The organism is Burkholderia sp. AU18528, assembly GCF_002223215.2.
Classification (GTDB): Bacteria; Pseudomonadota; Gammaproteobacteria; order Burkholderiales; family Burkholderiaceae; genus Burkholderia; species Burkholderia semiarida.
The window spans coordinates 603,309-628,151 of record NZ_NKFC02000009.1 but is presented as its reverse complement, the minus strand read 5'-3'; the positions used below and the strand labels follow the sequence as shown (position 1 = coordinate 628,151).

At 68.1% G+C, this 24,843-nt stretch carries 25 protein-coding genes; 16 read left to right on the top strand and 9 right to left on the bottom strand.

The window, feature by feature from the left end; genetic code table 11:
- Window positions 1-41: 41 nt before the first annotated feature.
- The 4 genes from CFB52_RS33435 to CFB52_RS33420 are packed head-to-tail and all read right to left on the bottom strand — an operon-like array spanning window position 42 to window position 4,121.
- Window positions 42-425, bottom strand: coding sequence for a GtrA family protein (locus tag CFB52_RS33435; protein ID WP_089466248.1), 384 nt, complete (start codon window positions 423-425; stop codon window positions 42-44).
- 13 nt (window positions 426-438) lie between these two features.
- Window positions 439-1,482 (bottom strand): glycosyltransferase family 2 protein, encoded by a 1,044-nt coding sequence (locus CFB52_RS33430; RefSeq protein ID WP_089466202.1) that lies wholly within the window; start codon window positions 1,480-1,482, stop codon window positions 439-441.
- 24 nt (window positions 1,483-1,506) lie between these two features.
- The gene (locus CFB52_RS33425; RefSeq protein WP_059577613.1) at window positions 1,507-2,886 is read right to left on the bottom strand and encodes a glycosyltransferase family 87 protein; all 1,380 of its coding nucleotides are present in this window, start codon (window positions 2,884-2,886) and stop codon (window positions 1,507-1,509) included.
- Window positions 2,883-4,121: a glycosyltransferase family 87 protein gene (locus CFB52_RS33420; RefSeq protein WP_059577618.1), complete on the bottom strand. Its 1,239-nt coding sequence runs from the start codon at window positions 4,119-4,121 to the stop codon at window positions 2,883-2,885. The genes CFB52_RS33425 and CFB52_RS33420 overlap by 4 nt, the downstream gene beginning before the upstream one ends.
- A gap of 1,052 nt (window positions 4,122-5,173) precedes the next feature.
- Here CFB52_RS33420 and CFB52_RS33415 point away from each other — a divergent pair.
- The 15 genes from CFB52_RS33415 (at window position 5,174) to CFB52_RS33345 (ending at window position 18,143) form a co-directional block, all read left to right on the top strand.
- Window positions 5,174-5,365: a Flp family type IVb pilin gene (locus CFB52_RS33415; RefSeq protein WP_006483618.1), complete on the top strand. Its 192-nt coding sequence runs from the start codon at window positions 5,174-5,176 to the stop codon at window positions 5,363-5,365.
- Between the two features lie 149 nt (window positions 5,366-5,514).
- Window positions 5,515-5,706: a Flp family type IVb pilin gene (locus CFB52_RS33410; RefSeq protein ID WP_059577621.1), complete on the top strand. Its 192-nt coding sequence runs from the start codon at window positions 5,515-5,517 to the stop codon at window positions 5,704-5,706.
- An 82-nt stretch (window positions 5,707-5,788) separates the two neighbouring features.
- The gene (locus CFB52_RS33405) at window positions 5,789-5,995 is read left to right on the top strand and encodes a Flp family type IVb pilin (RefSeq protein ID WP_059577623.1); all 207 of its coding nucleotides are present in this window, start codon (window positions 5,789-5,791) and stop codon (window positions 5,993-5,995) included.
- A gap of 28 nt (window positions 5,996-6,023) precedes the next feature.
- Window positions 6,024-6,563 (top strand): prepilin peptidase, encoded by a 540-nt coding sequence (locus tag CFB52_RS33400; protein WP_059577626.1) that lies wholly within the window; start codon window positions 6,024-6,026, stop codon window positions 6,561-6,563.
- Between the two features lie 32 nt (window positions 6,564-6,595).
- Window positions 6,596-7,996 carry a hypothetical protein gene (locus CFB52_RS33395; protein ID WP_059577629.1) on the top strand — a complete coding sequence of 467 codons (1,401 nt, stop codon included), beginning with the start codon at window positions 6,596-6,598 and terminating at the stop codon, window positions 7,994-7,996.
- A 35-nt stretch (window positions 7,997-8,031) separates the two neighbouring features.
- The gene (gene cpaB / locus CFB52_RS33390) at window positions 8,032-8,871 is read left to right on the top strand and encodes a Flp pilus assembly protein CpaB (protein ID WP_059577632.1); all 840 of its coding nucleotides are present in this window, start codon (window positions 8,032-8,034) and stop codon (window positions 8,869-8,871) included.
- A 104-nt stretch (window positions 8,872-8,975) separates the two neighbouring features.
- The gene (locus CFB52_RS33385; protein WP_059577633.1) at window positions 8,976-10,904 is read left to right on the top strand and encodes a type II and III secretion system protein family protein; all 1,929 of its coding nucleotides are present in this window, start codon (window positions 8,976-8,978) and stop codon (window positions 10,902-10,904) included.
- A 20-nt stretch (window positions 10,905-10,924) separates the two neighbouring features.
- Window positions 10,925-11,221 carry a hypothetical protein gene (locus CFB52_RS33380; RefSeq protein WP_059577636.1) on the top strand — a complete coding sequence of 99 codons (297 nt, stop codon included), beginning with the start codon at window positions 10,925-10,927 and terminating at the stop codon, window positions 11,219-11,221.
- Between the two features lie 25 nt (window positions 11,222-11,246).
- Window positions 11,247-12,518, top strand: a complete 1,272-nt coding sequence (locus tag CFB52_RS33375; protein ID WP_060010537.1) for a pilus assembly protein TadG-related protein — start codon at window positions 11,247-11,249, stop codon at window positions 12,516-12,518.
- A 13-nt stretch (window positions 12,519-12,531) separates the two neighbouring features.
- The gene (locus CFB52_RS33370; protein ID WP_060010534.1) at window positions 12,532-13,065 is read left to right on the top strand and encodes a TadE/TadG family type IV pilus assembly protein; all 534 of its coding nucleotides are present in this window, start codon (window positions 12,532-12,534) and stop codon (window positions 13,063-13,065) included.
- Window positions 13,062-13,505: a TadE/TadG family type IV pilus assembly protein gene (locus tag CFB52_RS33365; RefSeq protein ID WP_060010532.1), complete on the top strand. Its 444-nt coding sequence runs from the start codon at window positions 13,062-13,064 to the stop codon at window positions 13,503-13,505. The genes CFB52_RS33370 and CFB52_RS33365 overlap by 4 nt, the downstream gene beginning before the upstream one ends.
- A 22-nt stretch (window positions 13,506-13,527) precedes the next feature.
- Window positions 13,528-14,736 carry an AAA family ATPase gene (locus CFB52_RS33360; RefSeq protein WP_060010530.1) on the top strand — a complete coding sequence of 403 codons (1,209 nt, stop codon included), beginning with the start codon at window positions 13,528-13,530 and terminating at the stop codon, window positions 14,734-14,736.
- 18 nt (window positions 14,737-14,754) lie between these two features.
- Complete coding sequence (locus CFB52_RS33355) at window positions 14,755-16,122, top strand: CpaF family protein (protein ID WP_059577652.1); 1,368 nt, start codon at window positions 14,755-14,757, stop codon at window positions 16,120-16,122.
- 32 nt (window positions 16,123-16,154) lie between these two features.
- Complete coding sequence (locus CFB52_RS33350; RefSeq protein ID WP_099318543.1) at window positions 16,155-17,132, top strand: type II secretion system F family protein; 978 nt, start codon at window positions 16,155-16,157, stop codon at window positions 17,130-17,132.
- Between the two features lie 36 nt (window positions 17,133-17,168).
- Window positions 17,169-18,143, top strand: coding sequence for a type II secretion system F family protein (locus CFB52_RS33345; RefSeq protein ID WP_060313788.1), 975 nt, complete (start codon window positions 17,169-17,171; stop codon window positions 18,141-18,143).
- Between the two features lie 267 nt (window positions 18,144-18,410).
- On the opposite strand, the gene CFB52_RS33340 is transcribed toward CFB52_RS33345, so the two are convergent.
- The 5 genes from CFB52_RS33340 to CFB52_RS33320 form a co-directional block, all read right to left on the bottom strand.
- Window positions 18,411-19,367, bottom strand: coding sequence for a transporter (locus tag CFB52_RS33340; RefSeq protein WP_059578017.1), 957 nt, complete (start codon window positions 19,365-19,367; stop codon window positions 18,411-18,413).
- A gap of 36 nt (window positions 19,368-19,403) precedes the next feature.
- A complete protein-coding gene (locus tag CFB52_RS33335) occupies window positions 19,404-19,931 on the bottom strand; it encodes a flavin reductase family protein (protein ID WP_059577660.1) in 528 nt (175 codons plus the stop codon).
- Window positions 19,932-19,936: 5 nt separating this feature from the next.
- Window positions 19,937-21,175, bottom strand: coding sequence for a styrene monooxygenase/indole monooxygenase family protein (locus CFB52_RS33330; RefSeq protein ID WP_059577663.1), 1,239 nt, complete (start codon window positions 21,173-21,175; stop codon window positions 19,937-19,939).
- A gap of 64 nt (window positions 21,176-21,239) precedes the next feature.
- The gene (locus CFB52_RS33325; RefSeq protein WP_059577664.1) at window positions 21,240-22,028 is read right to left on the bottom strand and encodes an SDR family oxidoreductase; all 789 of its coding nucleotides are present in this window, start codon (window positions 22,026-22,028) and stop codon (window positions 21,240-21,242) included.
- Window positions 22,029-22,068: 40 nt separating this feature from the next.
- Window positions 22,069-23,316, bottom strand: coding sequence for a dienelactone hydrolase family protein (locus CFB52_RS33320; RefSeq protein ID WP_099318542.1), 1,248 nt, complete (start codon window positions 23,314-23,316; stop codon window positions 22,069-22,071).
- Between the two features lie 351 nt (window positions 23,317-23,667).
- Here CFB52_RS33320 and CFB52_RS33315 point away from each other — a divergent pair, with 351 nt between their 5' ends.
- Window positions 23,668-24,693: an AraC family transcriptional regulator gene (locus CFB52_RS33315; RefSeq protein WP_099318541.1), complete on the top strand. Its 1,026-nt coding sequence runs from the start codon at window positions 23,668-23,670 to the stop codon at window positions 24,691-24,693.
- Window positions 24,694-24,843 lie beyond the last annotated feature (150 nt).

Here is a 24,843-nt window from a genome sequence, read left to right as displayed (position 1 = left end):
TTAATTGATTGGCCGATGGTTGGCGGGGCCGGGAAGGGGGCTTACCGATACGTCCAGAGCCGGTGCAGCACGAACGTCGTCGGCGGGATCAGCAGCGCGATCGCGACGACGCTCGTCGCGCGCGACGCATCCAGCGCCTCGGCGGCGCGCGCGAGCAGCAGTGTTTCGACGAACCCGGCGAGCGTGACCGCGAGAAAGCGCGCGGCGTTGCGGGTGCGTACCGTCGACGAGAAGCTCCACAGCGTATTCGCCAGATACGAGAACACGGTGGCGCAGAGGAACGCGACCGCATTCGCGGTCACCGGCGTCGCATCGCGCAGCGCGAACAGCGCTGTCGCGACCAGCGTGTGAATCGCGGTCGAGCAGAGCCCGGACACGCCAAAGCGCACGAGCCGCGTGCGCTCGGCCTGGAGCAGGCCGATCATGGCGCCGGTGCGTTCAGCGCGCGCCGATGCGCGGCCGGGCCGGCTGCACGCGCCGGCGTGCGGGCTGACGGCGTGCATCGCGCGCGACCGGCAGTTCGATCACCTTGCCGTGCGCCTGGTAGCGGCGGCGGATCAGGTAGACGGGCCGTTGCTTCGATTCGTCGTAGATGCGCCCGACGTATTCGCCGACGACGCCGATCCCGATCAGCTCGATGCCGCCGATGAACAGCGTGACCGAGATCAGCGACGCGTAGCCGAGCACCGGATTGCCGAGCAGCAGCGTGCGCAGGATGATGAACGCGCCGTACACGAACGCGAGCGCCGCGATGCCGATGCCGATGTAGGTCCAGCTGCGCAGCGGCACGGTGCTGAAGCTGGTGATGCCTTCGAGCGCGAAATTCCACAGCTTCCAGCCGGAGAATTTCGAGTGCCCGGCGCTGCGCGGATCGCGCTGATATTCGACGATCACGGTCTTGTAGCCGACCCACGCGAACAGCCCTTTCATGAAGCGGTGCCGCTCGGGCAGGTTGCGCAGCGCGTTCACGACCTTGCGGTCCATCAGCCGGAAATCGCCGACGTTCTCGGGCAGCTTCACGTCCGACAGCAGGTTGTGCACGCGATAGTAGATCGCGGCGGCGGTGCGCTTCGCGAACGAATCGCACGCGCGGTTGCTGCGCTTGGCCGCGACGACCTCCGCGCCGTCGCGCCAGTGTTCGATCATCACCGGAATCAGGCTCGGCGGGTCCTGCAGGTCGGCGTCGAGCGGGATCACCGCATCGCCGGCCGCTTCGTCGAGGCCGGCCGTCAGCGCGGCCTCCTTGCCGAAGTTGCGGGTCAGGTCGATCACGCGCACGCGCCGCTCGGCGGCGCCGATCCGGACCAGGCGTTCCAGCGTGTCGTCGCGGCTGCCGTCGTTCACGCAGACGATCTCGAAGCGGATCGCGTCGATCGCGCTCAGCAACGGAATCACGACGTCGAAGAAGCGCTCGACGGCTTCGCCTTCGTTGTAGAACGGCACGACCAGCGAGACGAGCGGCGTGTAGATGGATTCCCGCATGATGATTCCCCTTGTGATGTCGCTTTACCTGCCGGCGCCGAGCGTCGGGCGGCCGGTGCGGCGCATGCCGTGCGCCGGGCGGTGGTGTGGCCGGAGCCGGTGGGTGAACCCGGTCTCGGTCGAGGTGTCGCGCGCGTCGGGCATCGACGGCACGTCGCGTCTTTCCCGGGCGATCCGGCTGACGAGCAGCGCGAGCGACGCGAGTGTCGCGAGCGGCATGAACTGGAACGACAGGTGCGGCACGATCGCGAGGCCCGCGAGCGGCATCGGCCACAGCAGCATCAGCCATTCGCGGTCGAAGCGCCGCCAGCCGCGCGTCGACGCATAGCGTGCGTACCACGCGATCACGATGCCGTACCACGTCAGGTCGTAGTCGTACAGATAGGGGCTGACGAGCAGGCATGCGCACGCGAGGGTCGCGGCGCGCAGGGCATACGAGCACGCGCCGCGCCACGCGTAGACGACGGCGACCGCGGCAACCGCCGCCGACAGCAGTTGAAGGCCGCGCGCGACGAGGGCGGGCCAGCCGGCCATTGTCGCGAGCGCGAACATGGTCGGCATGCGTGCGAGCTTCGCGTGACCGGTGCCCACGATCGTGTAGACGTGGGCGATCAGGTGCGCGAACGCGATCCACGGGGCGACGCCGAACGCGAGCGTCGCGAGCAGGGCGCTGACGGCGATCGTCGCGGCCCATGCGGCCAGCGCGCGCCATTGGCCCGCGCACAGCAGCGCGAGCGGGAACAGCACCGCGAGCTGCGGCTTCATCGTCAGCAGCCCGAAACAGATGCCGGCGCAGACGGGGCGGCGTTTCAGCGCGAGCAGGCCGACGGCGGCGAGCGTCGCGGTGAAAAGGCTCGTCTGCCCGACGATCACCGTGAGGAACACGCCGGGGAACGCGAGCGCGCACAGCCACGCGACATCGCGCTGCACGGTCGCGCGCATTGCTGCGGCGAACAGCGCGATGCCGATGCCGAGCCACAGCACGAGCGCCAGCGTGTACGGCAGCCAGCCCAGCGGCGCCACGAGCAGCAGCATCGTCGGCGGATAGAGCCACGGCAGCGTGCCGTCCGCGAGCGTCATCGTCGGGACCGCGAGCTTCTGGACCGCGAACAGCGCGGAGTAATGCCACGCGTCGGCGCCGTGCCCGTGCGCGGCGAGCCATGCGGCGCTCCAGACCGGCGAGAAATCCTGCGACAGCGGCTCCAGCGCGCCGCCGTGCGACAGGTGCACGCGGATCAGGTAAATGGCGATGAACAGCAGTTCCGTCAGCAGCACGGCGGCCGCATAGAGCCGCACGCGATCGCGATTGAGCCAGTGCGGATGGCGGCGCGGGCCGGCGATCGGGAGTTCCGGATGCAGATCGGCATTCGGGTGCGCGTGACGGGCGAACGACGGCGTCTTCATCGTGCGCTCCGCGACGCGAGCGCCGTACGGCGCACGACGACGAACAGCACCGCGAGCAGCACGACCGGCCCGATCTGCGGCAGCTTCATCAGCCGGTTCAGCATTTCGAAGATCGGCAGCAGCCACGCGAGCACGAGAATGCCCTGGTCGCCGGGCAGCCAGCCTTCGTCGAGGCCGTGCGCGATCAGGCAGAAGAGCGCGATGCCGAGCCACGTCAGCTCGTAGTTCCACAGGTACGGCGTCGTCAGCAGCGTGGCGACGGCCAGCACCGCGCCGCGCAACCGCATGTCGCGCGTGCGGCGCCATACGTTGACAGCCGCGGCGAGCGCGACGAGCGCGACCGCCGCCTGGGCGGCCAGCGCTGCCGCCACCGGCGCGCCCGCGAGCCGCAGCGCGGCGAACGGCGTCGGCGACGCGAGCCAGTACGACGCGAGCATGAAATGCTGCGCGCGTACCGTCGACATCGCATGACTCAGCCCGTGCAGCGCGGCGGGGCCGGCCAGCGCGACGCCGGCCGCCGCGAACAGCGTCGCGCTGAGCGCCGCCGCCGCGAAGGTGCGCCACGCACGCGTCGCGATCAGCACGAACGGGAACACGACGGCGAGTTGCGGCTTGATCGCGAGCAGCCCGATCAGCACGCCGGCCAGCACCGGCCGCCTGCCGAGCAGATGCAGCGCGAGCGCGGCGAGGCCGGCGGTCAGGATGCTGTTCTGGCCGAACAGCGCGGACATGCACACCGCCGAATACGCGACGACGACGAGCGCCGCGGCGCGCGGCACGGGAAGATGCGCGCGCAGCCCCGACAAGCGCGAGACGGCGAACGCGTAGCATAAAAGACTGCCCGCGAAAAAGAGGAAGTAAGCGGGCAGGAAAGGCACGAGGGCAACCGGCGCGATGAACAGCAGCATCGTCGGCGGATAGAGCCAGGGAAGCGGCCGGTTTTGCAGATACGCACCGAAGTGCGCGAACTCGGCCTGCAGGAATGACGACGTGTCGTAGGCCGCCGCGGCATGGCCTTGCAACACGAGATGCGATGCGGTCCAGAAGACCGAGAAGTCGGTGCCGGGTCGGGCGGTGGCGTTCGATGTGAAGCCGTCGGTCACGACACCCCAGACGATCAGGAGCGCGACGAAGAGCATCAGCATGATGCAGCTGTACGGAATGATCCGGTCGGCCGTCAGCCATTGAGCACAGCGTATTGCGCGATCGCGCGTTTCACGATTGGCTGTGTACATGATGCCCCGTCTGTGGTTTGGCCGCGTGGTTTGTCGCAGCCGTTCGATGTTGTCGTGCCTGCGGATCGAATCGCGCTGAATTGGCGTTGTCCGGTGAATTCATTGTTGAAGAAAAAATCGCGTGATGCAAACCGCGCACGGCCGGCCGACATTGAATGTGTTCAGCGATTCGGGTGAAAACCGCCGTTTCTGGTATGAGAAAACGCCGCCGCCGGCATTCGTGTTTCTGGCGTGAAACATTCCGCGATTTTTAGCGGCCGGGCATGCCGCGGAACCCGCGACGCCTGGGCGCGCCGCCGCGTCCGGGAAAATCCCGAGAAAATTTTTTTGGACCTTTGTGCAGCGCGATGACGGGGTTTCATGCCGGCTACATGCGCCGGCGCCGCATATATCAAAGTTGAAACATTTCGGCGGCCGGGCGGTTGGCGGGAGGCCGGGTCGATCGCCGAAACCCTTGGTGCGCCTCGATTTCGCCCGGGATGGTCCGCTCTTTGCGTAAGCGTTGGCACGGCAGTCGACGATGTGACGACCGGGCGGTTCGGGCAACAGGCAGCGGAACCGGCTCGCGAATCACCTGCGGAAAAAGTCGGGCCGGAGCGCGTCGGGGTACACGCAGCTCCCGTTCGATCCACCGCGGCAACCGTCGTCGAACGACCCGAGAGACCCGGTCGCTTCAGGGCAATAAGAAATCGGCATGGCAGTACATGGGGAATAAAAATGAAAGACCACAGCACATCGCGGATCGCAAGCCGCGTTAAAGACACATTGCGGCTTTGCCGGGAATTCATCTCCCGTTCAACCGGATTCCATGCGTCGGACGGCCGTCGTGCCGTTCAGTTCGATCGACCTGCCCGGTTCATCCGGCCGGTCGCACCGTACGCGCGTCTCTCATGCTCCGTCTCGCCGATACCCGTTCGCACGGACCGCGGTGGTCCGCCCCGTTTCCGCGACTGATCGTCGGCTTCCGATTTCCAGAGTAGTGCCGGTGGTGCCCACCCCCGACGTCATGACCGACGAAGGGTATTTCATAGCAGTCCGAAAGGAGAACGCTCATGTCAAGAATCATCGAAAAGATCGCGTGGTTCGTCCAGGATCAGGACGGTGTGACGGCCATTGAATACGGCCTGATCGCCGCGCTGATCGCGATCGGCATCGTCGCCGCGCTGGCGACGGTCGGTACGGATCTGAAGACCGTGTTCAGCACGATCGCCGCGGATCTGGACTCGGCGGTAGCAGGCATCTGATGGACGGTACGACGAACGGTTCGCCCGAATCGTCCGGATCGTTCGTCGGCGCCACACGGCATCAACGACATTCCTCGACGTATCGATGCACGGTCGTCCGACCAGCCGGTGCGCGAGGGTTTTGAAAGTCACCACGCAAGGAGAACATCATGTCCAAGTTCATTCAACAAGCCGGCCGTTTCATTCGCGACGAAGACGGCGTGACCGCCATCGAATACGGCCTGATCGCCGCACTGATCGCAGTCGGCATCATCCTCGCGCTGTCGACCATCGGGAAGGATCTGAAGACCGTGTTCAGCACGATCGCGGCCGACCTCGATTCGGCGGTTGCAGGCATCTGATGGAGCGTGCCGTGGACGGCTCGGCTGGTGCAGCGTTCGAGCCGTCCCCGGCGATTCCGTCAACCGGACACCGGAGACCATCATGAAAGCCATCATGCGTGTCGCCCGTCGCTGGATCGCCGACGAACGAGGTGTGACGTCGATCGAGTATGCGTTGCTCGCGTCGATGTTCGCCATCGCGGTACTGGGCAGCGTCGTCACGCTGAAGGGTTCGCTCGGCGATGCGTACGAGACCATCGCCGCGGCCGTGAGCACCGCCGTGACCACCGCGCTGGCGATGGCTTCCTGATCCACCGATTCGACCCGCGAGGTTCGCCATGTTTCCCGTTGCGCCGCCTTACCCGGTTCCGTTGTGCGTGACGCTGCTCGTGATCGCCGCGGCCAGCACCGACATCGCGACCCGTCGCATTCCGAACCGTCTCGTGCTGCTCGGCCTGGCCGGCGCGCTGGTTGCTCAGTGCCTGTTGCTCGGCGTGCCCGCGGGCGTGCTCGGCTGGCTCGCCGGCGCCGCGACCGGCTTCGGCCTGCTGCTGCCGTTCTACCTGCTGCGCGGCATGGCGGCGGGCGACGTGAAGCTGATGCTGGCGATCGGCGCATGGGTCGGCGCGGAAATGACGTTTTACATCGTGCTGGCCACGTTCCTGGCCGGCGGGATCGGCGCCGTCGCCTACGCGCTGCTGCGCGGGCGGATGCGCCGGATGTGGGCGAACGTGCGCACGCTGGTCGCGCGGCGCTCGCACGCGGCGCGCGCCGAGGCCGCCGACGGCCCGGTCGAGATCGCGTCGGTCGGCACGCTGCCGTACGGCGTCGCGATCGCGGCCGGCACGCTGGGCATGCTGTTCGCGTCGTGCGCATAGCGCGGCGGATCCGAAACGAGGACGCAACGATCATGAACACGAACCATACCGAACCGAGACGCGACGCGCAGGTGGCACGCCTGCCCGATCCGCTGCCGTCGCGGGAGGTCCACACGAAGCTGGGCGCGCAACTGCCGCCGGCGCCGCGCTCGCTAGCGGAAACCGGGTTGAGCATGGCGTTCGTCGCCGGCCTCGTGCTGAAGTCGACGCTGGTGCTCGGCCGCCCGTCGTACGGCGACCTGGTCGAGCGGCACTGCCTGCCGCTCGCGGTGCTCGACGACGTCTTTGCATTCCTGGTGCGCGAGCATCTCGTCGAGCTGACCCATCGCGGCGCGACCGATCTCGACGTGACGTTCCGCCTGACCGATGCGGGCCGCGTGCTCGCGCTCGAGGAGCGGGAACGCAGCGGCTACAGCGGTCCCGCGCCGGTGACGCTCGACGCGTATCTCGCGAGCGTGGCCGCGCATTCGGTGCGCAAGCTGCACATCGGCCAGAGCGACGTGTGGGCCGCGTTCGAGGGCGTCGTGATCGACACGGCGGTGCTCGATGCGGCGGCCGCCGCGCTGAATGCGGGCCGGCCGCTGCTGATCTACGGCCCGGCCGGCAGCGGCAAGACCTTTCTCGCCGAGCGGCTCGGCTCGCTGATGCACGGCCGCGTGCCGGTGCCGCACGCGATCTGCGCGGCGGGCGAAGTGATCCAGGTCTACGACCCGCTCGTGCACGTCGATGCGCAAGCCGCGTGCGGCGGCCAGTCGGTCGATCGGCGCTGGCGTCTGTGCCGGCGGCCGGTGGTGATGTCGGGCGGCGAGCTGACGCTCGACGAACTCGACCTGCGTCGCGACGAAGCGGCCGGCTTCTACCAGGCGCCGCCGCACATGAAGGCGAACATGGGCATGTACGTCGTCGACGATCTGGGCCGCCAGCGCGTCGAGCCGCGCGACCTGCTCAACCGCTGGCTGCGTCCGCTCGATCGCGGCGTCGATTTCATGACGCTCGAATCCGGCAACCGCTTCGTGCTGCCGTTCGACGTGTGGCCCGTGTTCTCGAGCAACCTCGCGCCGGAGCAGTTCTGCGACGACGCGTTCATGCGCCGCCTCGGCTCGAAGCTGCATGTCGGCGCGATGTCGATCGACGACTACCGCGCGGTATACGACGCGGCCTGCGCGACGCTCGGGCTCGTCTCGGCGAGCGATGCCTTCGATTTCCTGCTGCATCGGCTGCATCTGCCGACCGGCAAGGCGTTTCTTGCGTGCTTCCCGGCGGACCTGCTGCGCCTCGTGGCCGCCGGCGCGCGTTACCGCGGCGATCCGCCCGAGGTGACGCACGACGCGCTGTACGACGCGTGGGCGAGTTATTTCGGCGCGGCGCCCGAACGGGACGGCGGCCATCCGCCGCCCATCGAGCGCGGAGGCCGTACGTTCGTCACCGGTTGAGCGGTTTCTTTCACGATTCGTCGAGGAGCATTGCCATGAAAAACAGTCGAGCGGTCATGATGCTGGTCGTCGCGATGATCGCGGGTCTTGCCGCGGTCGTATTCGCCTCCCACTGGCTGATGCAGACATCCACGAGCTCGGTCACGTCCGTCGCGGTGGCCACCACCGACCTGAACCTGGGCGAGCCGCTCGGGCCGAACCAGATCCACATGGTGAGCTGGCCGTCGGGCAGCGTGCCCACCGGCGCGTTCACCGATACGAAGGCGCTCGAAGGGCGCGTCGTACGCACCAGCCTCGCGCGCGGCGAGCCGGTGATCGAGTCGAAGCTCGCGCCGGTCGGCACGAAGGGCGGGCTGTCCGCAGTGATCGCCGACGGCAGCCGCGCGATCACGGTGCGCGTGAACGACGTGGTCGGCGTCGCGGGCTTCGCGCTGCCCGGCAACTACGTCGACGTGATCGTCAACACGCAGGAACAGCAAGGCAAGACCGACGGGCAGAGCATCTCGAAGATCGTGCTCGAGCACATCCTCGTGCTCGCCGTCGCGCAGCAGGTCAGCCGCGACGACACGGCGCCGAAGGTGGTCAACGCGGTGACGCTGGAAGTCACGCCCGACCAGGCCGAACGGCTCGACCTCGCACGCAGCGTCGGCACGCTGTCGCTGGTGCTGCGCAACCAGGTCGACCAGAAGACGCTGGCCACCGGCGGCGCGACGAAGATGACGCTGCTCGGCAAGGCGCCCGCACCGGAAGCGCCGCCGGCGCCCGTCCATGCGCGGCCGGTGCGCGTGCACGTCGCGTCGCATGCGGCACCGGAAGTCCGGCGCGACTGCGTCGGTGTGCTGTCGGGCGTGAAGGGTAGCGTCGAATGTTTCTGAAGCAGATCGAACCAGCCAGATAAACAAACCGGCCGCCGGCAACGCGCGACGGCCTTGGAAGTCGATAACCGGCACGGCGCCGGTCTCTCGGGGGATCAGACGAAATGAAGATCAAACCGCAACGCACAGGTACCGGCCCACTGCGCACACGCGTCGCACGGGGCACGATGATGGCCGCGATCCTCTGTTCGGGATGGCTGACCGTATATGGCGCACTCGCCCAGGAAGGCATCGAATCGGCGGTGCTGACCAAGGGCGGCGCCAGCGCGCCGGCCGCGGTCGGCAAGGGGCCGATGCAGATGACGATCAGCATGTCGCCGGCGCCGGCCGCCGCGCCCGCCGCATCGGCGGGGCCGCTGCGCGGGCCGAACTGCGTCGGCGCCGTGCGCGAATCGACCAGCGTCGCGGTGCCGCTCGGCAAGTCGCTGCTGGTGCCGATGCCGGAGCCGGTCCGCAACCGGACGATCGGCAATCCGGCCGTCGCGCAGGCGACGATGGTGTCGCCGCAGACGCTGTACATCCTCGGGCTCGCGGTCGGCACGACCAACATGATCGTGCAGGGCAGGAGCGGTGCGTGCCGCGTGATCGACGTCGCGGTCGGCGCGGACGCAGGCGGCCTGCAGGCGTCGCTGCTGCAACTGATGCCGAACGAGCGCGACATTCACGTGTCGACGGCGGCCGGCACGATCGTGCTCGCCGGCACCGTGTCGAGCTCGCAGGCCGCGCAGCAGGCGGTGCAGATCGCCCACGCATACGGCGACAGCGCGGGCGATGCAGCGGGCGGCGGCAAGCAGGGCGGCGGCGTGCTCAACATGCTGAACGTCACGTCGCCGCAGCAGGTGATGCTCGAGGTGAAGGTGGCCGAGGTGTCGAAGACGCTGATCAACCAGATGGGCAGCGCGTTCAACATCCAGGGCGGGTTCGGTTCGTGGAGCGGCGCGCTGGTCAGCAACCTGCTCGCCGGTGTCGCGAGCGGCGCCATCTTCAACAAGGCGAACAACAAGCCGTTCAGCATCGCGGCCGACGCGCAGAACACCGACAACCTCGTCAAGATCCTCGCGGAGCCGAACCTCGTGACGATCAGCGGCCAGGAAGCGACGTTCCTCGCGGGCGGCAAGATCTTCATCCCGATCCCGCAGAGCAGCGGCAACGGCACGTCGTCGATCACGCTGCAGGAAGAGGAATTCGGCGTCGCGCTGAAGTTCACGCCGACGGTGCTGGCCAACGGCCGGATCAGCCTGAAGGTCGCGCCGGAAGTGTCGGAGCTGTCGCAGACGGGCGTCACGCTGAGCGCGACCAACATCGGCGGCACGTCGATCCTGCCGCTGATCACGACGCGGCGCGCATCGACGACGGTGCAGATGAGCGACGGCGAATCGTTCGCGATCGGCGGGCTGATCAAGGACAACGCGACCGGCGCGCTGAAGGCGATCCCCGGCGTCGGCGAAGTGCCGGTGCTCGGCGCGCTGTTTCGCAGCACGTCGTTCCAGCAGGACCGCACCGAGCTGATCTTCCTGATCACGCCGCACCTGGTGAAGCCGCTGCAGACCGCCGACGTCGCGCTGCCGACCGACAGCTTCTCGAAGCCGAACGAAATCGACGTGTATGCGACCGGCAACATGGAAGGCCGCCGCGGCGTGCGCAAGGCAGGCGCCCAGCCGATGCAGCCCGCGAACGATGCCGCCGCCGCGCCGCAGACACCGGCCCAGGGGCCCGCACCCGCTCCGGCGCCGAAATCGGAAGCCCCGGTCGCGCCGGCCGCGCTGCCCGCGCCGCGCGCGCCGCAAGCCGCCGTGCAGCCGCCGGCGCCGGCCGAGCCGCCGAAAGCGGCGCCGGTCGCGGCCGCCGCGCCGCAGCCCGATGCGGCCACCGCGGCGCGTGTCGCGCGCATCGAAGCCGCCGCCGCGCGCCTCGCGGCAGCCGGCCCCGATACGCCAGCCCAGCCGGCGGGGCGCGCGAAGCACCGGATCGCCGCGGCGCCCAACGCGCAGATTGCGCGCGCCGGCGCGGAACCGCAGTCCACCGATCGTTGAAGCCATCCAAGGGGAAGCTCATGAAATCCGCCTACCTCGTATTCGTGCGCCGCGCGGCGCTCGCCGTCCCGCTCGCGTTCGCGCTTGCCGGCTGCATGTCGTCGACGCCGGTGTGGGACAGCCGCTTCGGCGACTCCGTCCGCACCGTGATGCACGCCCAGATCATCGATCCGCATGCCGGCGAACATCCTTCGTCGGCATCGGGAGTCGACGGCAACGCCGCCGCGGCCGCGCTCGACAACTACGACAAGTCGTTCAAGCAGGCCGTGCCGCCCGCCAACGCATTCGTGATCGGCATCGGCAAGGCCACGCAGTAACGACACCACGCTCAGGGAGAACGCCATGAACCGCGCAGCCCGCTATCCGAAACTCACGCGTCGCAGCCCGCATCGCCAGCGCGGTGCCGTCGCGATCATCGTCGGCCTTTCGCTGGCGGTGATGATCGGGTTCGTCGGGCTCGCGCTGGATCTCGGCAAGCTGTACGTCACGCGCAGCGAACTGCAGAACAGCGCCGATGCCTGCGCGCTGTCGGCTGCGCGCGACCTGACCTCGGCGATCAGCCTGTCGGTGGCCGAAGCCGACGGCATCGCCGCCGGCCATCTGAATTTCGTGTTTTTCCAGAAGAAGTCGGTGCAGATGTCGACGAACGCGAACGTCACGTTCAGCGATTCGCTGACCAACCCGTTCCTGACCAAGAACGCGGTCACGAACCCGGCGAGCATCAAGTACGTGCAGTGCACCGCGACGCTGAGCAACATCGCGCACTGGTTCATCGAGGTGCTGAACGTGCTGCCGGGCACGAAGCTCGCGAATGCGGCGGAAGTGTCGGCGAGCGCGATCGCGACCGTCGGCGGCGGGCAGACGACCTGCGCGATTCCGGTGTTCGTGTGCCGCGGCCCGTCCGACCCGGCCTACAAGGTCGGCGACTGGATTTCGTCGCCGTCGGGGTCGTCGTCGACGTACGGGCCCGGCAACTTCGGCTGGGCGGCGCTCGACGGCTCGGCGAACGAGACGACGCTCGCGAGCGAACTGTCGGGCAATACCTGCAACATCACAAGCCCGCCCGATCTGGCCACCACGGGCATGAAGGCGGCGTCGCAGCGTGCATGGAATACGCGCTTCGGCATCTACACGAACGGCGCGAACGGCTCGAGCGGCCAGCCCGACTTCACCGGCTACGCGTATGTCGGCCCGAACTACGGGCCGCCGGGAACGCCGGGCATCAAGGGTGATGCATACACGCAGTTCGTGGCCGACCGCGCGAGCTTCAAGCCGTACCAGGGCGACGGCGCGCCACCGTCGGGCAGCGGCATCGCCACCAACGGCACGGCGACGGCGAGCAACTACGCGACCTACGGCAGCGACCGCCGCCTCGCGCTCGCGCCGGAAGGCGACTGTTCGGCGCTGAAGGGCACCAGCGGCAAGGTGCACGTCACGCAATGGGATTGCGTGTTGATGCTCGATCCGCTCCCGTTCAGCGCCGGCAGCGGCGCCGTCGTCGCGCACCTCGAATACCTCGGCTCGTCGGTGTCGGGCAACAACCCGTGCGCGACGCACGGCTTGCCCGGTAGCGGCAGTGCATCGGGCACGCAGGTGCCGATGCTCGTTCAATAGCGGAGAGACGATCATGAAGAAGCCGCCGATTCGTCGTTCGCGCACCCGCGGCGTCGTCGCCGTCGAGTTCGCGCTCGTGCTGATGCCGATGATCATGCTCGCGACGGGCGTGGCCGAATTCGGCCGCGCGATCTACCAGTACGAGACGCTGACCAAGGCCACGCGCGATGCGGCACGCTACCTGTCGGTCTGGCTGCCGACCGACAGCGCGTATCCGGTGTCGCAGGCGCAGTGCCTCGTCGTCTACGGCAGCACGACGTGCGGCACGTCGGGCACCGAGCTCGTGCCCGGGCTCACGACGTCGATGGTCACGATCTGCGACGCACAGCGCACGACCGGCTGCAGCGATGCGTCGGACCCGTCGCAGTTCGCGAACCTGCCCACCTACGATTCGAACAACAACGCGCCAAGCGGCACGGCCACGGGCGCGATCAACGTCGTCGAAGTGAAGATCTCGGGCTACCAGTACCAGCCGATCCCCGCGTTCCCGGGGCTGCCGTCGATCACCTTCGGCAACATCGTCACCGTGATGAGGCAGGTGTCATGAATGCGCGCCATTTCCCGCTGTCACGCCGGCGCGCGCAGCGCGGCGTCGCGATCGTCGAATTCGCGCTGATCGCGTCGGTGCTGATCATGCTGCTGATCGGCATCTTCGAGTTCGGCCGCGTGCTGTTCTACTGGAATACCGCGAGCGAGGCCGTGCGCCTCGGCGCGCGCACCGCGGTGGTGTGCGACGTGAACGCCGCGGGCGTCGTGAAGCGCGTGCGGTCGCTGCTGCCGCTGCTGTCGAACGCGAACGTGTCGGTGAACTACACGCCGGCGAGCTGCGACATCAACACGTGCTCGTTCGTGACGGTGAGCGTCACGAACGTCACCGTCAAGACCATGATCCCGTTCATGAACGTCACGGTGAAAATGCCGCCGTTCACGACGACGCTGCCGCGCGAAAGCCTGAATTCCGCGACGGGCGGCTCCGCCTGCAACTAATCGAAAAGACGAGGCACACGACATGATCAACATCCTCGTAGCTTCCGACGATACCGCGCGGCTTTCGCAGATCGCGCGTCTCGTGGCCGACTGCGGACGCTATCGCACGACGCGCGCCACCGGCCGTCCGTCGCAGATCGAACATCGCACCGACGGGCTCGACGCGTTCGACATCCTGCTGATCGACGGCACGTCGCTCGAGCCGTCCGAGCTGTCGGCGATCGAGCGCATCTGCCGCGCGCATGCGGGCCTGACCTGCATCCTCGTGACGGCCGACGCTTCGCCGCACGTGCTGCTCGATGCGATGCGGGCGGGCGCGCGCGACGTGCTGCAGTGGCCGCTCGATCCGCAGGCGCTCGGCAACGCACTCGGCCGGGCGGCCGCGCAAAGCACGCCGCGCGATACCGACGACACGCGCATCGTGTCGTTCCTGTCGTGCAAGGGCGGGGCCGGCACGAGCTTCGCGGCCGGCAACGTCGCGTTCGAGATCGCCGAGGGCTTCAAGCGCCGCGTGCTGCTGATCGACCTGAACCAGCAGTTCGCCGACGCGGCGTTCCTCGTCAGCGACGAAGCCCCGCCGTCGACGCTGCCGCAGCTGTGCGCGCAGATCGAGCGGCTCGACAGCGCGTTTCTCGACGCGAGCGTCGCGCACGTGACGGACAACTTCCACGTGCTCGCGGGCGCGGGCGACCCGGTCAAGGCCGCCGAGATGCGCGAGGACGCGCTCGAATGGATACTCGGCGTCGCCGCGCCGCGCTACGACTTCGTGATCTTCGACGTCGGCGTCGCCATCAACCCGCTGTCGATGGTCGCGCTCGATCGCAGCGACCAGATCCAGATCGTGCTGCAGCCCGCGATGCCGCACGTGCGCGCCGGCCGCCGGCTGCTGGAGATTCTCGTGTCGCTCGGCTACTCGACCGACCAGATGCGGCTGATCGTGAACCGCACGACGCGAGCGAGCGAGCGCACCCGCACCGCGCTCGAGGAAGTGCTCGGCCTGCACGCGGCCTGCACGATTCCCGACGACGCCGACACCGTGCTCGAAGCGATCAACCAGGGCCATCCGGTGTCGCGGCTCGCGCGCGGCTCGGCGGTCGCGCGTGCGTTGCAGGGCTGCGCGAAGCAACTCGTCGACGGCGGAGTGCGCGCGGGACGCGGCGCGACGCACAGCGAACCGTTGATGTCCCGGCTGTTCGGTCGCAAGGCCACGCCGAAGCTCAAGTCGATGTAATTCTTTCGGGGAACCATCATGTCATTGCGCGAACAGATGTCGTTGCACCGGGCCCAGCCGCTGGCGGCGGGCAGCGAGCCGGCCGGCCCGGCGCATTCGTCGGTGCGCGACGCATACCAGAAGCTGCGCCGCGAAATTCACCTGGCCGTGCTCGAGCGCGTGGAGCTCGAGCGCCTGTCGCGGCTGCATCAGGATCAGGTCCGCATGGAGATCGGCTCGCTGATCGCGCGCATCCTCGACGAGGAGCGGATGCCGGCGAACGACATCGAGCGGCGCCAGCTCGCGATCGACGTGTACGACGAGATGTTCGGCTTCGGCCCGCTCGAGGCGCTGCTGCGCGACCCCGGCATCTCCGACATCCTCGTGAACACCTATCGGCAGGTCTACGTCGAGCGGTGCGGGCAGCTCGAACTGACCGACGTGACGTTCTACGACGACGCGCACCTGATGAAGGTGATCGAGAAGATCGTGTCGCGCGTGGGGCGCCGCATCGACGAATCGAGCCCGATGGTCGATGCGCGGCTGCCGGACGGCTCGCGCGTGAACGCGATCATCCCGCCGTCCGCGATCGACGGGCCGCTGATGTCGATCCGGCGTTTCGCGGTCAACCCGTTGAAGATGGACGACCTGGTGCGCTTCCACAGCCTGACGCCGCCGATGGCCGAGCTGCTCGACGCGCTGTCGCGCGCGAAGGTGAACGTGCTGGTGTCGGGCGGCACGGGCAGCGGCAAGACGACGCTGCTCAACATCCTGTCCGGCTTCATTCCGCGCAACGAGCGGATCGTGACGATCGAGGACGCGGCTGAGCTGCAACTGCAGCAGCCGCACGTGCTGCGGCTCGAAACGCGTCCGCCGAACATCGAGGGCAAGGGCGAGATCACGCAGCGCACGCTGGTGCGCAACGCGCTGCGGATGCGCCCGGACCGGATCATCCTCGGCGAAGTGCGCGGCGCCGAAGCGCTCGACATGCTCAACGCGATGAACACGGGCCACGAAGGCTCGCTCGCGACGATCCACGCGAACACGCCGCGCGACGCGCTGACGCGGCTCGAGAACATGGTCAGCGTGTCGGGCCTGACGCTGCCGCCGAAGACGATGCGTCAGCAGATCGCGTCGGCGATCTCGGTGGTCGTGCAGGCGGCGCGGCTGACCGACGGCAAGCGCAAGATCGTCAGCATCCAGGAGCTGACCGGGATGGAAGGCGACATCATCAACATGCAGGAGATCTTCACGTTCAAGCGCACGGGCGTGGACCGCGACGGCTCGGTGCGCGGCCACTTCTGCGCGACCGGCGTGCGGCCGAAGTTCGTCGAGCGACTGCAGGCGTTCGGCATCAACCTGCCGGATTCGCTGTACGACCCGTCCGTGCGTTACGAAACGGACTGACGACAGGCGCCGTGTGCTGCCGGGGAGGCCTCATGAATGCGATCTTTTACGGTTTTGTGATTCTTACCTTCGTCGCGGTCGTGCTGTCGATCGAAGGCATCTATCAATGGTGGAACGCGCGGCACGGCACCGCCGCGCGCCGGATCGAATCGCGCATTCGCGCGATGTCGGCCGGCGGCAACGTCCAGCAGGAGCGGCTGTCGATCCTGAAGAAGCGGATGCTCGACGAGTCGAAATCGTTCGACCGGCTGCTGCTGCGCATGCCGCGCGTGCACGCGCTCGATCTCGTGATCCAGCAGTCGGGCCTCGACTGGACGCTGCCGAAGCTGATCGCGCTCAGCGCGACGTTCGCGGCGTTCGCGTGGTTCGCGGCGAGTTTCGCGCGCTTGCCGCAACTGGCCGCGGTGCCGATCGCGCTCGTCGCCGGCTGGATGCCGATGGCGTACGTGCTGCGCTGCCGCGCGCGACGGATGCGCAAGCTCGAGCGGCAGTTGCCGGACATCTGCGACATGATCGCGCGCGCGCTGCGCTCCGGTCATTCGTTCACGAGCACGCTCGGGATGGTCGGCGACGAGTTTTCCGAGCCGATGGGCGGCGAGTTCCGCGTCACGTTCGACGAGGTCAACTACGGCGTGTCGCTGCACGACGCGCTGATGAACCTCGCGACGCGCGTGCCGGTGCAGGACCTGCGCTACTTCGTGATCGCGGTGCTGATCCAGCGCGAGACGGGCGGCAACCTGGCCGAGCTGCTCGACAGCATCGCCGGGCTGATCCGCGAGCGCTTCAAGCTGTTCGACAAGGTGCGCGTGCTGTCGGCGGAAGGGCGGCTGTCGGCGTGGATTCTCGGGCTCTTGCCGTTCGGCACCGCGGCGGTGATGGCGCTGCTGAACCGCGAATTCCTGTCCGTGCTCTGGGAGGATCCCGCGGGCATCCGGATGGTCGGCACGATGCTGGTGTCGATGCTGTTCGGCCTGTTCTGGATCCGCCGAATCGTGCGCATTCGCGTCTGACGCGCGCGCCGAATAACGAACCGTTGCGAGGTTGTCATGCAAAACCTGAGCGTGGTCCAGGCCGTGATGCTGGGCGGCTTGTTCATCTTCGTGGCCGGCGGCGTGCTCGTCGCGATGCTGCTGTTCGCGCCGCGCAGCATCCAGCGCCGGATCGAGCAGGCCGGCGGAGCCGGGGCGGGCGCCGTCGCCGGCCCGGGCGACGGCGACGACATGGCGTCGCGCTGGGTCGCGAAGCTGGTCGAGCTGTCCACACCGATCTCGAAGCTGTCGGTGCCGAAGGAAGGCTGGGAGAGTTCGCCGCTGCGCATCCGGCTGATGAATGCCGGCTGGCGCAACCAGAGCGCGGCCGCATTGTATTTCACCGCGAAGACGGTGCTCGCGCTCGGCCTGCCGTGCGCGGCGCTGCTGGTGCTGATCACGACGTCGCTCGGCGACGAGCGCGCGCTGCTGTCGCTGATCCTCGTCGCGCTCGCCGGCATCGGCTACTACATCCCGAACGTCGTGCTGTCGCAGCGGGTCAAGGTGCGCCAGCAGAAGATCTTCGAGGATTTCCCGGACGCGCTCGACCTGCTGACGGTGTGCGTCGAAGCGGGGCTCGGGCTCGACGCGGCGCTGATGAAGGTGAGCGAGGAACTGCGGTTTCGCAGCGAGGTGGTCGCGAGCGAACTCGATCTGCTGCTGCTCGAGATGCGCTCCGGCTTCACGAAGGAAACGGCGCTGCGCAATCTCGCGCTGCGCACCGGCGTGGAGGACATCGAATCGTTCTGCGCGATGCTGATCCAGGCCGACCGGTTCGGCACGAGCATCAGCGAATCGCTGCGCGTGCTGTCGGACATGCTCCGCACGCGGCGCCGGATGCGCGCGGAGGAACGCGCGGCGAAGATCGCGCTGAAGCTGCTGTTCCCGCTGATCTTCTGCATTTTCCCCGCGCTGATGGTGGTGCTGCTCGGCCCGGCGATGATTCACGTGTATCGCGTGCTGCTGCCCACGTTCGTCGGCATCGCGCAATGAGCGATGCACGGATGCGGCTGCGTTCGCATCGATACAGGCTACGTGTGCCGGCCTCCGGTCCAATCGGCGGCCGGCACCGCGACAGGCTTCATGGAGGCTCCCTCCCCAGGCGGCGCCGCGAGACAGATCGACCATAGCGGCGACAATGCATCCTGGACCCATGGTCGATCATGGAACAAGCCGTAGTCCACCGCCTTCACGGCTGCCCCCTACTGCTAACCGTTTGACACGGCGTGCGCCGGATCGGGGCGGCCGGCGCGCGGTGCGTCACTGAAAATGATGCACGTAGCGCAGTACCATCCGCGTCCCCTGGGGCCGGTTGCGCGCATACGTCTCGAAGTACGCGTTGAACAGCAGGTGATCGTGCGGCGAGAAGCTGACCATCGCCCCCGGCCCGATCGCGAATACCGCTTCCCGCGTGCCCGGCACCTCGTGCCCGTTGGCCTTCATGTCGGTGGTCTGGCGCAACCAGTAGCCGTTGAGGCCCAGCCGCAGGCCGGGCCGCACTTCGTACTCGGTCGCGAAGTTCACGTGGATCGCCTGGCCGGCCTGCGTCGACGTCACGTCGGGCCCGAGTGCCGTGGCCGGCCGATGGTTGGTCGCGTTCCACAGATAGTGCAGCCGCCACGATACGGTCCATTTCGGCGTGAGCCACAGCGTCGCCGCCCAGTACGGATCGAACGACCAGAAATGGCTGCCCGGATTGATCGCGCGCGACGGATCGTACGCGCCGGTCGGCACGATGAACTGGAATTCGACGCGCTGCGCGAAGCGCGGGCCCTGCGCGCCCATCACCGGGTCGAACTGGACGAACGGGCCGATCAGCAGATCGCCGAAGCCGGCGCGCGCATTCAGCGCGACGTTGCCGATGCCGTCGTCGGTCCGCGCGGACGCGATCCACGGCAGGATCACGTCGAGGCCCGGATGCATGCCGGCGAACGTCAGCGGCGACTGATAGACGAGCTGGCTCAAGCCCGCGAACAGGTCGATGTCCTGCTTCGGCAACCCGACCTTGTTGCCCGCATTGTCGTTGACGCGGCCGGCCGTGTAGTACTGCAGGTATTGCGTGCCGTACCAGCCGGCGCCGGCCGGCGGCATGCCGTCGAGGAAACTCGTCATGCCGAGGTTGACGGCCGGCAGGTCGGCCGCAAGGGCCGGCGCGTGGCCGGCGAGACCGACGAGCGCGAAGCCCGCGGCGACGAGCAGGCGAGAGCCGAATTTCATGTTCACCACCTCCTGGATATTATTTGTATGTACTAATCAAAACGCGCGCGAAAGATCGGGGTGATCGGCGATCGCGCGATACTGGCCGGCATGGAACACGAGCGGCGCCTTGCCGAACGCGTCGAATTGCTCGATCTCGCCGATGAAGAGCAAATGATCGCCGCCTTCGTAGTGGCCGACGTTGCGGCACACGAAGCGCGCGCTCGCGCCGTCGAGGCAGGGCACGCCGCCGCTTTCCGACTCCGCGTGCGGCACGCCGTCGAACTTGTCGGCGCTGGGCGTCGCGAAGCGGCGCGACAGGTCGATCTGGTCGTGCGCGAGGATGTTGATCGCGAAATGGGTCGCCGCGACGAAATCCGGGCGGCTCGGCGCGACCTTGCGCAGGCTCCACAGCACGAGCGGCGGATCGAGCGACAGCGACGAGAACGAATTCGCGGTGAGCCCCACCTTGCGCCCGTCGGCCGCGCACGTGGTGATCACGGTGACGCCGGTCGGGAACTGTCCGAACGCGGCGCGCAACTGCATCGGGTCGAGGGCCGGACGGTCGGTAACGGTCGTTTCCATGACGGTTACTCCGCTCGCACGCTGTGTTGCCGGATCAGCGCCGCGCATGCCGACGGCTCGAACCACCACGGCGAGAACCGGCGCGGATCGTCGAAGCCGTCGACGATCACCTTGGCAAGCGACGGCGACTGGCCGGCCGCGCCGAGCAGTTCGAGGATGTGCGGCGGCGGCGGGGTGAGCAGCGAGTTGGTCCAGCGCACGACATGCTGCGCATAGGCCCAGTAGCTTTCGAACGTCTGCTGCATCCAGTCTTCGCCGAACGGCGCGGCATCGCGCGCGACGATCGCCGCGAAATACGCGTTCGCGCATTTCGCGGCGTTGTTCGAGCCCTGGCCGGTGATCGGATCGTTGACCACCACCGCGTCGGCCATCCCGAACACGGTGCGGCCCGACGGCAGCCGGAAGAACGGCATGCGTACCGTCGGCGCGAAGCGCCCGGCCAGCGTGCCGTTCGGATCGGTAAGCTCGACGTCGCGGCAGCGCTCGAATTCCCACGGTACGTACTGCTGCAGGAACGACAGGCTCCGGTCCAGATGCTGCTCGGGCGTCTTCACGTCGGCCCAGCAGTCGAGCGGGCCGCCCGGGATGCCTTCGAACACCATGATTTCGCACGGGCCGGTGGTGGTCAGCGCGGGAAACACGAAGTACTCGCCGATGCCCGGCAGCAGGTTGAAGCGCACGCGCGAATACGGCTCGCTCGGCGTCATCCCTTTCACGTAGGTGAGCGCCAGCGCGCGCTGGGGGCGGTCGAACGGGCTGCGCGCATCGTCGCGGCCGAGCAGGTTGACGATGTCGCCCTTGCCCGCCGCGAGCAGCACGAGGTCGTGGCTGCGCGCGAGTTCCTCGAGTTCGGGCACGCCGATGTCGCCGATCCGCACGTCCGCGCCGCGGCGGCGGACGCCGTCGAGCCAGTCGGCCATCTTCACGCGCTGGTCGACCGACTGCGCGTAGCGGGTCAGCCGCGACGACCAGTCGATCACCTTGCGGCCGTTGCCGTCCGGGTGCGGCACCGCGATGCCGATGCCTTCGACGGACGGGCACGCTTCCTCCCACGTATTCAGGCCGAGATCGCGCTCGATCTGCAGCGACGTGTGGAACATGCACTGGCTCGACATGACCTTGCCCGAGCGGATCTGCTCCGCGTCGCGGTTGGTCGCGAGCGTGACGTGGTAACCCTGGTCGAGCAGGGCGAAGGCAAGTTGCAGGCCGGACTGGCCGGCGCCGACGATAGCGATGCGTCTCATGGGAGTGTCCTTGGTTGGCCGTGTGGCGGCCGGAATGATTGCGTGAAGGGGCGGCGCGAAGCGGTCATTCCGCGAGCCGCGGAATCGCCGGTACCGCCTGTTCGGGGCCCATCGCGGCATAGCCGCCGTCCACCGCGTAGTCGGCGCCCGTCACGAAGCTCGCGGCGTCGCTGCACAGGAACGTGACGACCTGCGCGACTTCCGACGGATCGCCGACGCGGCCGAGCAGGTGGAACGGCGCGGCGACGCGATCGGTCTTCGCGCGGTCGCCGTGCGTCAGCTCGTCCATCACGCGCGACCAGGTCCAGCCCGGCGACACCGAGTTGACGCGAATGCGATCGGGCGCGAGATCCATCGCCATGCTGCGCGTGAGCTGTCGGATCGCGGCCTTGGAGGTCGGATACAGCCAGCGGCCGGTCTGCGCGCACTGCGCGGAGATCGAGCTGAAGTTGACGATCGCGCCGCCGCCGCGCCGGGCCATGTGCGGATGCACGGCCTTCGCGAGCATCGCCGCCGACACGACGTTGACGTCCATCGCCGCGAGCCAGTCGTTGCGGGTCGCGTGGATGCCGTTGTCGACGTAGCTGCACGCGAGGTTGACGAGCACGTCGATCGCGCCGAACCGTTCGACGATCGTCGCGATCGCACGCTCGATCGCGCGGTCGTCGGTGATGTCGAGCGCGAGGAACAGCGCCCGTTCGCCGAGCGATGCGGCAACGCGTGCGCCGTTGTCCGCATCGAGATCGAGGATCGCGACGCTCGCACCGGCGCGGCTCAGGTCCTGCGCGACCGCGGCGCCGATCAGCGTGGCGCCGCCGGTGACGAGCGCGACTTTGCCAGCAAGGGCATTCATGGGGTGTCTCCGGGAATCGTGGGGTGAGGGTGGGGCTGCGTCAGCGCGCCTCCGTCGACGGCGCGCTGTCGTGCCAGCGGCGCATCAGGCCGTTCGACGGCACGGTTTCGTCGAGCAGCTTGCGGGCCGTGTCGACGCCCGCGACCGGCAGGCCGGACGGGTCGAGCAGGCCGATCTGCACGAGCACGCTCGCCTGATCCCAGTAGATGTGCTCGTGATAGAGCTTGTCGCCGCGAAACTTGACGATCGCGACGAGCGGAATCTCGACGCGCTTGCCGGTCGGCGCGACGCCCGGCAGCATCCAGTCGATCTCGGTGGTGTGCGTGAAGCGGAACAGCAGCTCGTCGACGATCTGGCTCGCGCCGATCGTGCGCGAGATCGGCGTGATCGTCGTGTCGGGCGGGTTCGCATGCACGAAGTGATGCGTGTAGAAGCGCTTGAGCTCGTCGTGGCCGACGCCGCCCGTCAGCGTCGGAATATGGTTGACGTACGGCTGGGCGACCATCGTGGCCATCGTCGCGTCGACGTTGCGCGTGTCGAACTCGTGCTTCAGGTGCGTTTCCCACAGCGCGGACAGGTCGTAGTGCGGGCCGAGCGCGGCGCGGAACGCGGCGATCGCGCGCTGGTGAGCCATGACCGCGGCGGCCTTGTCGAAATGATCGCCGCCGGCGCGGGCGAACGCGTGATCGACGCCGGGGTAGACGTACACTTCGACGCCGTCGCGGTCCGACAGCGCATCCGCGATGCGCTGCTGCGCGTCGGGCGGGCAGAAGCGGTCCTGCGCGGCGATCTGCAGCACGAGCCGCCCGCGCAGGTGCGCCGCTTCGTCCAGCGCATGCTCGATGCCCACGCCGTAGTAACTGACCGCCGCGGCCACGCCCGGCAGCCGGCACGCGGCGAGATAGGCGAGCTTGCCGCCGAGGCAGTAGCCGAGCACGCCGGCCTCGCCCGTGCATTCCGGCCGCTGGCGGAGCATGTCCAGCGCGGCGCCGATGTCCTCCACGCCCTTGTTTTCGTCGAATTCGCGATAAAGGGCCATCGCGCGCTCGAAATCGGCCGCCGCGTAACCGAGCTCGATCCCCGGCGACTGGCGCCAGAACAGGTCCGGCACGAGCACGGTATAGCCTTCCTCGGCGTAGTAGTCGGCCACGTCGCGCATCGTCGCGTTCGCGCCGAAAATTTCGTGACAGAGCACGATGCCCGGCCCGGTTCCGCCGGCCGGCGTGCTCAGGTACGCGCGGAACGCGCCGCCGCCCGGCGATGGAACCTCGATGTGACGTCCGTTCATGTGTCCCTCCATGCTGTGGGTTTCGGTGATGGGCCCAGTATTGGCGGACGAAATGCGCGCTTCTATCCGCTTTCTTCGGCCGTTATCCGCGAATTCCGGAAACCTGCGACAGCGGCCGCGGCGGGCCGGCGGGCCTCGGCGGACCGCGGGTATGTGCGGATGCGGACAGCCCGCACAGTTTTCTACGATGCGCGAACGGTCCGCTTCTTGCGTGGCTTGGGCTGAACTTGCGTGTTTCGCGGGACGGACTGTCCGGATACTGCGAGCGCTGTCCGGATCGTGCGACGGATTCCCCGAGATCGGGAATGCGTGCACGGCGCGAGTGCGATCGAGCACGACGGGAGAACTTCGATGGCGCAATTTTCCGAAACCGGCTGGCTGGCCGACGCCGCCTGTTTCAATCACGACACGCTGCTGCTGGAGTCGAACGACGTCGACGAGGTGCGCGCGCGCGTCGCCGACGTGTTCAAGCCGCACCGGCTCACGCCGACCGGCGAATCGCGCGCGCTGCACAGCTGCATGCATCATGCGCGCTGGGGCAACCTGTCGTTGAACCTGCTCGATTACGGCGGCGGCGTCAGCATCGAGCCGGGGCCGCTCGAACATTTCTTCCTGCTGCAGATTCCGCTGCGCGGCCACGCCGAGATCGAATGCGGCGCGACGCGCTTCGTGTCGTCGCCGGGCACCGCGTCGCTGCTTTCTCCGACGCTGCCGCTGAAGATGCGCTGGGGCGATGCGTGCCCGCAGGTCATCCTGCGCATCGAGCGCGAAGTGATGGAGCGCCACGCGCAGCGGCATTTCGGCGACGACCGGCGCGCGAGCGTCGAATTCGAACCGGAATTCGACCTGTCGTCGCCGCAGGGTACCTGTCTCGCGCAATTGCTGCCGGTGCTCGCCGGCGCGATCGCGACGGACGCGCATCCGCTGCGTCATCCGCTCGCGTTCGAGCAGCTCGAATCGACGCTGCTCAACCTGCTGCTGCATGGCCACCCGAACAGCGCGCGCAACGGCACGCGACACGTGCCGACGGCGCTTGCGCCGTTCTACGTGCGGCGCGTGGAAGAATACATTCGCGCGCATCTCGACGAGCCGCTGACGATCGAACGGCTCGCCGAACTCGCGGGCGTCAGCCCGAGCACGCTGTTCGCCGGCTTTCGCCATCGCCACGGGATCACGCCGATGGGCTTCGTGCGACAGTTGCGGCTGCAACATGTGCGCGAGGAACTGCTGGCCGGCGACACGTCGGGGCTCGCGTCGGTCACCGACGTCGCGCTGAAATGGGGCTTCGCGCACCTCGGGCGGTTCGCGATCGAGTACAAGCGGGCGTTCGGCGAATCGCCGTCGGCGACGCTCAGGATGCGGCGCGGGCGGAGTTGAACGCAACGGCGGGAACGATGCCCCGCCGCCGCGCGGGTCGGTGCGGCCGATGGTCCGGAGGCGCGTGCCGTGCCGCCTAGGGCGTGTTCACGCTAATAACGGGCTTGCGAACGTGCCTTTCCGCCCGCAGTGCAAGGAGTAAGGAGCGCC

Coding starts and splice junctions, on each gene's coding strand:
- CFB52_RS33435 (WP_089466248.1), bottom strand. CDS start 425: ATGATCGGCCTGCTCCAGGCCGAGCGCACGCGGCTCGTGCGCTTTGGC.
- CFB52_RS33430 (WP_089466202.1), bottom strand. CDS start 1,482: ATGCGGGAATCCATCTACACGCCGCTCGTCTCGCTGGTCGTGCCGTTC.
- CFB52_RS33425 (WP_059577613.1), bottom strand. CDS start 2,886: ATGAAGACGCCGTCGTTCGCCCGTCACGCGCACCCGAATGCCGATCTG.
- CFB52_RS33420 (WP_059577618.1), bottom strand. CDS start 4,121: ATGTACACAGCCAATCGTGAAACGCGCGATCGCGCAATACGCTGTGCT.
- CFB52_RS33415 (WP_006483618.1), top strand. CDS start 5,174: ATGTCAAGAATCATCGAAAAGATCGCGTGGTTCGTCCAGGATCAGGAC.
- CFB52_RS33410 (WP_059577621.1), top strand. CDS start 5,515: ATGTCCAAGTTCATTCAACAAGCCGGCCGTTTCATTCGCGACGAAGAC.
- CFB52_RS33405 (WP_059577623.1), top strand. CDS start 5,789: ATGAAAGCCATCATGCGTGTCGCCCGTCGCTGGATCGCCGACGAACGA.
- CFB52_RS33400 (WP_059577626.1), top strand. CDS start 6,024: ATGTTTCCCGTTGCGCCGCCTTACCCGGTTCCGTTGTGCGTGACGCTG.
- CFB52_RS33395 (WP_059577629.1), top strand. CDS start 6,596: ATGAACACGAACCATACCGAACCGAGACGCGACGCGCAGGTGGCACGC.
- cpaB (WP_059577632.1), top strand. CDS start 8,032: ATGAAAAACAGTCGAGCGGTCATGATGCTGGTCGTCGCGATGATCGCG.
- CFB52_RS33385 (WP_059577633.1), top strand. CDS start 8,976: ATGAAGATCAAACCGCAACGCACAGGTACCGGCCCACTGCGCACACGC.
- CFB52_RS33380 (WP_059577636.1), top strand. CDS start 10,925: ATGAAATCCGCCTACCTCGTATTCGTGCGCCGCGCGGCGCTCGCCGTC.
- CFB52_RS33375 (WP_060010537.1), top strand. CDS start 11,247: ATGAACCGCGCAGCCCGCTATCCGAAACTCACGCGTCGCAGCCCGCAT.
- CFB52_RS33370 (WP_060010534.1), top strand. CDS start 12,532: ATGAAGAAGCCGCCGATTCGTCGTTCGCGCACCCGCGGCGTCGTCGCC.
- CFB52_RS33365 (WP_060010532.1), top strand. CDS start 13,062: ATGAATGCGCGCCATTTCCCGCTGTCACGCCGGCGCGCGCAGCGCGGC.
- CFB52_RS33360 (WP_060010530.1), top strand. CDS start 13,528: ATGATCAACATCCTCGTAGCTTCCGACGATACCGCGCGGCTTTCGCAG.
- CFB52_RS33355 (WP_059577652.1), top strand. CDS start 14,755: ATGTCATTGCGCGAACAGATGTCGTTGCACCGGGCCCAGCCGCTGGCG.
- CFB52_RS33350 (WP_099318543.1), top strand. CDS start 16,155: ATGAATGCGATCTTTTACGGTTTTGTGATTCTTACCTTCGTCGCGGTC.
- CFB52_RS33345 (WP_060313788.1), top strand. CDS start 17,169: ATGCAAAACCTGAGCGTGGTCCAGGCCGTGATGCTGGGCGGCTTGTTC.
- CFB52_RS33340 (WP_059578017.1), bottom strand. CDS start 19,367: ATGAAATTCGGCTCTCGCCTGCTCGTCGCCGCGGGCTTCGCGCTCGTC.
- CFB52_RS33335 (WP_059577660.1), bottom strand. CDS start 19,931: ATGGAAACGACCGTTACCGACCGTCCGGCCCTCGACCCGATGCAGTTG.
- CFB52_RS33330 (WP_059577663.1), bottom strand. CDS start 21,175: ATGAGACGCATCGCTATCGTCGGCGCCGGCCAGTCCGGCCTGCAACTT.
- CFB52_RS33325 (WP_059577664.1), bottom strand. CDS start 22,028: ATGAATGCCCTTGCTGGCAAAGTCGCGCTCGTCACCGGCGGCGCCACG.
- CFB52_RS33320 (WP_099318542.1), bottom strand. CDS start 23,316: ATGAACGGACGTCACATCGAGGTTCCATCGCCGGGCGGCGGCGCGTTC.
- CFB52_RS33315 (WP_099318541.1), top strand. CDS start 23,668: ATGGCGCAATTTTCCGAAACCGGCTGGCTGGCCGACGCCGCCTGTTTC.